Source organism: Siphonobacter sp. BAB-5385 (assembly GCF_002261125.1).
In the GTDB taxonomy this organism is placed as follows: domain Bacteria; phylum Bacteroidota; class Bacteroidia; order Cytophagales; family Spirosomataceae; genus Siphonobacter.
On the sequence record NZ_NMPS01000077.1, the window covers coordinates 1 to 8,552 of the forward strand.

General features: G+C 49.9%; 5 protein-coding genes. 4 read left to right on the plus strand and 1 reads right to left on the minus strand.

The window, feature by feature from the left end:
* Positions 1-94: 94 nt before the first annotated feature.
* The 4 genes from BWI93_RS07585 to BWI93_RS07600 all read left to right on the plus strand — a co-directional run bounded on the left by BWI93_RS07585 (position 95) and on the right by BWI93_RS07600 (position 7,928).
* Entirely contained in the window at positions 95-2,491 is a 2,397-nt protein-coding gene (locus BWI93_RS07585; RefSeq protein ID WP_094809836.1) for an ABC transporter permease, read from the plus strand.
* A gap of 23 nt (positions 2,492-2,514) precedes the next feature.
* A complete protein-coding gene (locus BWI93_RS07590; RefSeq protein ID WP_094809838.1) occupies positions 2,515-4,953 on the plus strand; it encodes an ABC transporter permease in 2,439 nt (812 codons plus the stop codon).
* A gap of 222 nt (positions 4,954-5,175) precedes the next feature.
* Positions 5,176-5,472: a hypothetical protein gene (locus tag BWI93_RS07595; protein ID WP_094809840.1), complete on the plus strand. Its 297-nt coding sequence runs from the start codon at positions 5,176-5,178 to the stop codon at positions 5,470-5,472.
* 65 nt (positions 5,473-5,537) lie between these two features.
* The gene (locus tag BWI93_RS07600) at positions 5,538-7,928 is read left to right on the plus strand and encodes an ABC transporter permease (protein ID WP_094809842.1); all 2,391 of its coding nucleotides are present in this window, start codon (positions 5,538-5,540) and stop codon (positions 7,926-7,928) included.
* 59 nt (positions 7,929-7,987) lie between these two features.
* Here BWI93_RS07600 and BWI93_RS07605 read toward each other — a convergent pair.
* A partial coding sequence (locus BWI93_RS07605; RefSeq protein WP_141217387.1) for a tetratricopeptide repeat protein occupies positions 7,988-8,552 on the minus strand: 565 nt, incomplete at its 5' end.

Here is an 8,552-nt window from a genome sequence, read left to right on the forward strand (position 1 = left end):
ACGTAACGGCATGATGAATTCAGATACTTACGCCTGACGTAGTCAGTCGTAGGGTTTTTGCCGTATTGATTCTTTCGTAATCCCCTTTGCGTCTATGTTTCAGAACTATCTCAAACTCGCCCTCCGCAATCTCTGGAAAAGCCGCCTTTTTACCGGCCTGAACATGCTGGGCCTTTCGCTGGGTCTGACGGTTTCGTTACTGCTATTCTTGTACATCAAGGATGAGTTAGCCTTTGATCGGTACCATCGACAGGCCGAGCAAATTTATCGGGTGAATCTGGCGGTGTCGTTTGACGGCAAGGAAGAGAAATGGGCGACGGCTCCGAACATCATCGGCCCAACCATGCAGGAGAAAATTCCCGGCGTGAAGCAGCAGGTTCGGTTTCTGAAACACAACTTCGGAGAATCGGCTTTCATTACGACGGGCGAAAAGAAATTCGTTGAGAAAAGCCTGTACTGGGCCGATTCCACGCTTTTTAAGGTATTTGATCTTCCACTCGTACAGGGAAATCCCCAAACGGCACTTGAAAAGCCGAATCAGGTACTGATCAGTCAGCGTACGGCAGAGCGTTATTTCGGTAACGAAAATCCGCTTGGCAAAGACCTCAAAGTAGATAACCGCACGACCCTGGAAGTAACGGGCGTCTACGCCGATTTTCCGGATCATTCCTCGTTCGATGCCAACCTAATTGGTTCCTTTGCTACGGAAACCTGGGCGTATAAAAACCTTTCCTGGAGCAATGCCAGTTTTGAAACCTACGTCCTGTTAAATCCTCAGACCCAGCCTACTTCGGTCGAGCGGCAGTTGGACAAGCTGATTAAGCAGAATGTCCCCGAAGAGAACCGTTACTATACGGCTTACCTGCAACCCTTAACGGACATGCATTTACATTCCGAAGACGTTGCCCACGTATACACCCAAAAAATCGGTGACCCGCAACAGGTACGGATTCTGGTTGTACTGGCCTTTGTCGTACTGGTCATTGCCTGTATCAATTACATGAACCTGAGCACGGCTCGCTCTCAGCAACGTTTTCGTGAGGTGGGGATCAATAAGGCCCTGGGAGCTTCCCGCAGTTTGGTTGCCCGTCGGTTCTATATCGAAACGGCGATTCTGGTGTTGCTGTCCATTCTGTTGAGTATCGCTCTGCTGGAAGCTTTTTTACCCGTATTCAATAGCCTTGCCTCACGAAACCTTACGGCCCATGCGATTCTGTCACCCGAAGTCATTGTCGGATTACTACTGACGGGAACCCTCGTGACGCTGATTGCTGGTTCGTATCCGGCGTTGTACCTGTCGTCCTATTCCCCTAAAAATCTGTTACAAACCACTTTCCGGGCCAATACCGGAGCCGGATTGTTCCGGCGTAGTCTGGTAGTCATCCAGTTTACGGCTTCCATAGTGCTCGTCATCAGTAGTATCATTTTCTACCAGCAGCTTCGGTTTGTACAACATCAGAAGCTGGGGTATCAGCCCGAACAGGTGGTAGCGGTTACTACCGTTGCGGCGGAGTCCAAAACGCAGATTGACGGACTCATGAACCGCGTCCGCTCCCTTCCCGATGTGGTGGAAGTATCCCGGGCCCAGACGTTTCCGGCCAGTGGCGGCAGTGGTCGTTCCCTGCGAAAGAGTCTACAGTCGTCGGAAGAATTCAAAATGACGACCAATCACGCGACGCCGGATTTTGTACAGGTGCTCGGCCTGAAACTGATTGCGGGAAAAACCCTTCCCTCGATTCCTAAAGATGCCAAAGACACGACGGTTCAGGTCGTATTGAACCGGAAGGCGGTAGCTTTTCTCGGATACACGCCGGAAAACGCCATCGGCCGCAAAGCGTACGGGCTTTTCGGTGATAACAATACGGAGATCGTGGGCGTCGTCGAGGACTTTCATTTTGAAAATTTTCATCAACCCATCGGGGGTTATGCTTTTCATAATGCCAATACTGAATCGTATCGCTACCTGCTGGTGAAACTTCGCACGCAGCGGCTGACGCAGGCCATGTCGCAGCTGGAAAATGCTTTCTCGGAGAGTATGCCGCAGTCGGCCTTTGAATACACCTTTCTAGATCAGTACCTAAATAATCTTTACCAGACTGAACAGCGAACGGCCCAGGTCGTGCTAGTTTTCTCCATCCTGACCATCCTCGTTGCCTGCCTCGGTCTGTTTGGACTGGCGGCGTATGCAGCCGAACAACGGACCAAAGAAATTGGCGTTCGCAAAGTACTGGGAGCCAATGAATTTCAACTGGTTACCCTGTTATCCAGCGACTTCCTCAAACTCGTGGGCCTTGCCTTCCTGATTGCCTCGCCCTTGGCCTGGTGGATGATGAATGAATGGCTGACCAGCTTTGCCTATCGCATCCAGATTAGTGGCTGGGTCTTCGTAGCTGCCGGACTGCTGGCCTTGCTGATTGCTCTGCTGACGGTCAGTAGTCAGGCCCTGCGTGCGGCGTTGATGAATCCCGTTCGAAGTCTAAAAAGTGAATAATATTTCCCGTAAATCCTGAATCGATGCTCCGCAATTACATCCAAATCGCCCTACGGAACTTATGGAAAAACAAGTCTTTTTCCCTGATTAATATCGTCGGCCTAGCCGTGGGTATGGCCTGCTGTATGCTCATTTTACTGTACGTGCAGCAGCAACTGAGTTACGACCGTCATCACGAAAAGGCGGATGATTTGTACCGCCTGGTAACGGAATTTATCACCGAAAGCAAAACTGAACGGGCTCCCACGAGTGCGGCTCCGGTAGCAGCAGCTCTCAAAAACGAGTTTCCAGAAGTCGAAGAAGTCACCCGCGTATTCATTCCTTTTTCGGAAGATAAAGCCATTCTCAGACGGATGGAGGGCGATCGTTCCGTACAGACTTTTTACGAAAGCAAGGGAGCGTACGCCGATCCTACGTTTTTCAAAATCTTTACGTATTCATTCCTCGAAGGCAACGCTCAACGAGCGTTGGATCAACCCAATACGGTCGTGCTTTCCAAAGAAGTGGCCCAAAAGCTTTTTGGTAACGCTCCGGCTCTGAACCGGGTTATCCGGATTAGCAATAGTAACGGCGATCTGGACTTTAAGGTGACGGGTGTCTTTGAATCCAAAGGCCCCTCGCACCTGGATACGCACTACCTCATGTCCCTGCAAACGGGCGAGCTGGGAGCCTTTGTCCGAAGCATCCAGAATTTCGCGGTAAACAACATGTTCTATACCTACATCAAACTTCAACCCGGTAGCGATGCCAAGGCTCTGGAAGCCAAGTTTCCGGCCTTCATTCAAAAGTACATGGGCGAAGACTTGAAGAAGGTCGCTTTTCGTAAGAACCAGTACCTGGAATCGGTTCCACGCATTCATCTGCATACGGAAGCCGAAGGCATGTTCAATAAAAAAGGAAACAGTCAGTTGGTGTACATTCTGGCTACCGTAGCCCTTTTTACGCTACTGATTGCGTGTATCAACTTCATGAACCTGAGTACAGCACGTTCGGGCAAGCGGGCGGCGGAAGTCGGCGTACGCAAAGTCATGGGTGCTGAAAAGCAAACGCTGGTGGGTCAGTTTCTGGGTGAGTCGATGCTGATTAGTCTGCTTTCTCTTACCATTGCCATTCTGCTGGTGGAACTCAGTTTGCCGGTATTTAATCAGGTTGCTGGTACGAATCTGGACGTATCCCTGACGAAAGATTACGATAAGCTCCTGTTGTTCGTAGGGCTGGCCTTACTGACGGGCCTCGTGGCGGGTAGTTATCCAGCCTTTTATCTGTCCTCGTTCAATCCCGCTCAGGTCTTGAAGGGCAAAGCCAGTAACAGTCTGGCCGTTACGCAATTGCGTAAAGGGCTGGTTGTCTTTCAGTTTGGCCTATCGATTATGCTGATTCTGGGTTCGTTGGTGATCTGGCAGCAGATGCGTTTTCTTCAGGAAAAAGACCTCGGCTTTGTAAAAGATCAGCAGCTAGTGATTCCCCTGCGTACCTCCCAGGCCAAAGACAATTACCAGACATTCAAACAAGCCATTGAAAAAAATGCAGAGGTGGTTTCATCCGCGGCGGCTACAAGTTATCCGGGCGTTTTCGTGGCGGGCGATCAGAATTTCATACGATTGGGCCAAAACATTGAGCAGGCCGTAAACGTAAAGATGAATCACGTCAACTACGATTTTCTGGAAACCATGGGCTTTCATTTGCTCAGTGGACGCTTTTTCTCGACCAAATTTCCGGCGGATACCGCCCATCGAATCATCCTCAACGAAACGGCCGTAGCCCGATTAGGCTATACACCGCAGAATATCCTCGGTCAGCGAATCCGCTGGAAGAGTCCCAATGAACAACTGGATTATCAGGTCGTGGGCGTCGTTCGGGATTTCAATTTCATGGGTCTGCAACAGCCCATCAATAGCTTTGGATTTACGCTGGCTCCCTGGGGTCTTAATTACATGGTCATCCGAACGAATACGCCGCAAGTGAAACGGCTGCTGGCTTCGCTGGAAAACACCTGGAAAAGTCTGAACGCGGATGAGCCCTTTGAGTACAGCTTCCTCGATCAGGATTTTCAGCGTAATTACGAAGCCGAGCAAACCATGGGAACCATGATTGGCTACTTTACAGCGATCGCCATTCTGATTGCCTGTCTGGGTTTATACGGACTGGCGGCGTTTACGGCGGAGCAGCGAATCAAAGAAATCGGGGTCCGGAAAGTACTGGGAGCCAGTGTCGGTCACATTGTAGGTCTGCTTTCGAAAGACTTCATGAAACTGATGCTGATTGCGTATGTGCTGGCCGTACCCATCTCCTGGTACCTGATGAATGAATGGTTACAGGCCTTTGCGTTCCGTATTAACCTGAGCTGGGGGCTTTTCGCCGGAGCGGGAGGCATTGCGTTTCTGATTGCTCTGGCCACGGTCAGTAGCCAGACCATTCGGGCGGCGATGGTGAATCCAGTGAAGAGCCTGAAGAGCGAATAACCCGTTTATTGCCGGCGAAACGCCCCCCGTAATAAACGATTTAGTAAAACCATAGACGCCTCTACCGCGTGTCCGAAACTGTACATCAACCGTTCAGTTTCGGACATTTATCTTTTAATACTGTATTGATTATCAATATATTATCAGTACAACTCTTCAATTGGCATACTTTTAAAACACAGCCCTTTACCTGATCGTATTACTTCTTAACCAGCCGCACGTATGTCCTACATTGCTGTACCTCTACCCAGTTTGCCCGGTAAGCATGAAATTGAGATTTCAGTAACCATTAACGGTCAAAAACAGGACTTGCATTACCGGGTCGAGCTGTTTCGCTGGGACGACTGCTCGACGCCCTCGTTCAACCGCGTGGAATGCCTGCGGGAAATGCTGACGACTTACGATCAGGAATGGTCGTTGTACTACATTGGGGCTCCGACGGATGACTTTGTACCCATCACGTTCGTCAAGAAAGATGGTTTGACGAAGATGAGAACCGTGGAAATTATAGAGAGCTAACCCTCCTTTTGTCCACTAGAAAACCCCATAAGACACGATTTTTCGCGTCACTACCGATTACACGTATGCTACGGAACTACTTTAAAATCGCTTTACGAAGTCTGCTCAAAAACCGCCTGTTCACGTTTGTCAACCTGTCGGGACTATCCGTAGGCATTGTGGCCTGCTTGCTGATCAGCCTGTATGTACTGCACGAACTGAGTTACGATACCTTCCACGAAAAAGGCGATCGGATTTATCGCGTGGTTACGGACATTAAAACCCCCACGGAAACGATTCATCCGGACATTACCTCCGGACCGATGGCTCCCGCCCTCAAACAGAATTTCCCCGAAGTAGAAGCCTATACGCGGCTCTGGGGACGCACGGCGGTATTCGCCCGCAACGACCAGAAGTTTCAGGAAAACCGGATCTACATGGCCGATTCCACACTGTTCGACGTCTTTACGTTTCCCTTGCTACAAGGGGATGCCCGCACGGCTCTGAAGGCTCCCTTTAGTGCCGTGCTTACGCAGAAAACCGCGAAAAAGTACTTTGGGGACGAAAATCCGATGGGACAGACCCTGCGGATGGAAGGCAAGTTTCCGGTGAAAGTAACGGGTGTACTAAAGGACATTCCCGAAACCAGCCATATTCCCTTTGATATGCTGCTTTCGATGTCTACCCTAACGCGGGAATTACAGCCGAACGTGGACCAGCAATGGAGCAACTTTGTGTTTTACTCGTACCTATTACTGAAGAAAAATACGAACGCTCAAGGTCTGGAAGCCAAAATCCCGGCTCTCCTCGACCGACTGGCGGGCAAAGAACTGGCTCAGTTTCAGATGCACTACACGCTACGTTTGCAGCCTTTGCAGGACATTTATCTGAAGTCCGATCGCGGTGCACCTGAGCAGGGAAGCCTCAAAAACGTGTACATCTTTTCGGTCATTGCGGCCTTTATTCTGTTGCTGGCCTGTATCAATTTCATCAACCTGACGATTGCCCGGGCGAGTGAACGAGCCAAGGAAGTGGGCGTACGAAAAGTCGTGGGAGCCGAGCGGCAGCAGCTTACTTTTCAGTTTCTGAGCGAATACGTACTGCTCAGTTCGCTGGCTTTTATCATAGCGGTATTACTGAGTGAACTGATCCTGCCCTTGTTCAATGAATTTTCCGGCAAGACCATTCTCACCTCTACCCTCACCCACCCTACCTTCTGGCTCATTCTGCTGCTGCTGGCCGTTATTGTTGGACTGCTGGCGGGTCTGTATCCAGCTTTGGTGCTGTCGGGAATGAAGGCGATTACGGTGCTGAAGGGCCGCTTTGCGACCAGCCGTCAGGGACTGATCCTTCGGAAATCACTCGTCGTCTTTCAATTTGTGATTTCCGTAAGCCTGATCGTGAGTACGCTGGTGGTGTATACGCAGCTCAACTACATGCGTGGCCAGTCGCTGGGCTTTGCTAAGGATCAGATGCTAGTGCTCAACCTCAACGATCCGGGTTACCTGGACCGGCACAGCGAGTCCTTGCTACGACAATTAGGAAACGTTGCCGGAGTTGAATCCGTAACTCAATCCTCGTCCGTACCCGGCAGCGGAGCCCAGGGAGCCTACACCAGTCTCGAAAATAAGTCAGGCGATATGCAGGCCGCGAACATGGACCTTTATTCCATCGATTATACCTTCCTGAAACAGTATCAAATTCCCTTACTGGCCGGGCGGCTGTTCTCCCGCGATTACGCCACGGATTCCACGGAAGCTTTGATCGTGAATGAAGCTACCGTTAAGAACTTCGGCTACGCTTCGCCCTCGCAGATCATCGGTAAGAAATTTGACCAGTGGGGCCGCAAGGGACGCATCATCGGCGTGGTGAAAAACTTCCATTCGGCCTCTTTACGGGAGGCCATTACGGCGGCTACGTTCCGCATCAATCCCCACGAATGCCAGCAGATTTCCATCAAAGTAAAGGCCGCTCAGCTGCCCAGTACGCTTGCAACTCTGAAGACCGTCTGGGAGCGGGCAGTACCGGATCGTCCCTTCGATTATTTCTTTATCGATCAGTCGTTCAACGATAAATACAAAGGCGAAGAGCAGTTTGGTCGTTTGTTTATCTACTTTGCCAGCATTGCCATTTTCATTGCCTGCCTGGGTCTGATTGGCCTTACTTCGTACGCTACCTTTCAGCGAACCAAGGAAATCGGCGTACGCAAAGTACTGGGGGCCAGCTCCTTCCAGATTACGGCCCTGCTTTCGCGGGAATTCATCAAGCTGGTCCTGATCGCCATTCTGATTGCCAGCCCACTGGCCTGGTACGCCATGAATCGCTGGCTCGAAGATTTCCATTACCGGGCGGCCCTCCCCTGGTGGACCTTCCCAACGGCGGGCATACTGGCACTGGGCATTGCGATTCTGACGGTCAGTTCGCTAACGCTGAAAGCAGCTACGGCGAATCCGGTGAAGAGTTTAAAGACGGAGTAAGTACAAAAGAGAAGCGGTCAGAATTCAGGTTCTGACCGCTTCTCTGTTAGTACGGATCACTACGCGTAAAAGCGTTGCTTTTCTTTTACCTCGGCGACAATCGCCTCTACGGTTGATTGCACTTCGGGTGGGATGCGTAATTCCAGATTATTCTCCATCTGATTCGTTAATAACAGGGTAGCATAATACAGAAGAATATACTTTTCCCGTAATACATTTCCTTTTTCTTCCTGATGAAACAACGAAAGAACGAGTTGTTCCTGTTCGAAATAAAGGAGATAGATAAGTAAGAAATTTACGTGTTTAGGCTCCGCATTAAACGCTAGTTCCGCTACACGTTTATCTAAATTTTCGAATATATTATTCCATACTTCTAAAATAATCTTAATTACTAAAGCCTGATCGTCTTTCACCTCTAAATCTTTTATTCGTTCATAAGCGTTACCCTTTTGGGTATTTCCTTTAAGATACAACAGAGCCAGATTGTAAGACGCATCAATCTCTCCCTTGGCAATGGCTTGCAAATAGTATTGCTCCGCCTCCTCCAGCTTACCCTGCTCACTGTATAAATTAGCTAGATTATTCAAAGCATTAATCTCTCCTTTGGCAATGGCTTGCAAATAG

Bases quoted from the DNA above. Each gene is read 5' to 3' on its own strand.
- BWI93_RS07585 (WP_094809836.1), top strand. From the start codon at position 95: ATGTTTCAGAACTATCTCAAACTCGCCCTCCGCAATCTCTGGAAAAGC.
- BWI93_RS07590 (WP_094809838.1), top strand. From the start codon at position 2,515: ATGCTCCGCAATTACATCCAAATCGCCCTACGGAACTTATGGAAAAAC.
- BWI93_RS07595 (WP_094809840.1), top strand. From the start codon at position 5,176: ATGTCCTACATTGCTGTACCTCTACCCAGTTTGCCCGGTAAGCATGAA.
- BWI93_RS07600 (WP_094809842.1), top strand. From the start codon at position 5,538: ATGCTACGGAACTACTTTAAAATCGCTTTACGAAGTCTGCTCAAAAAC.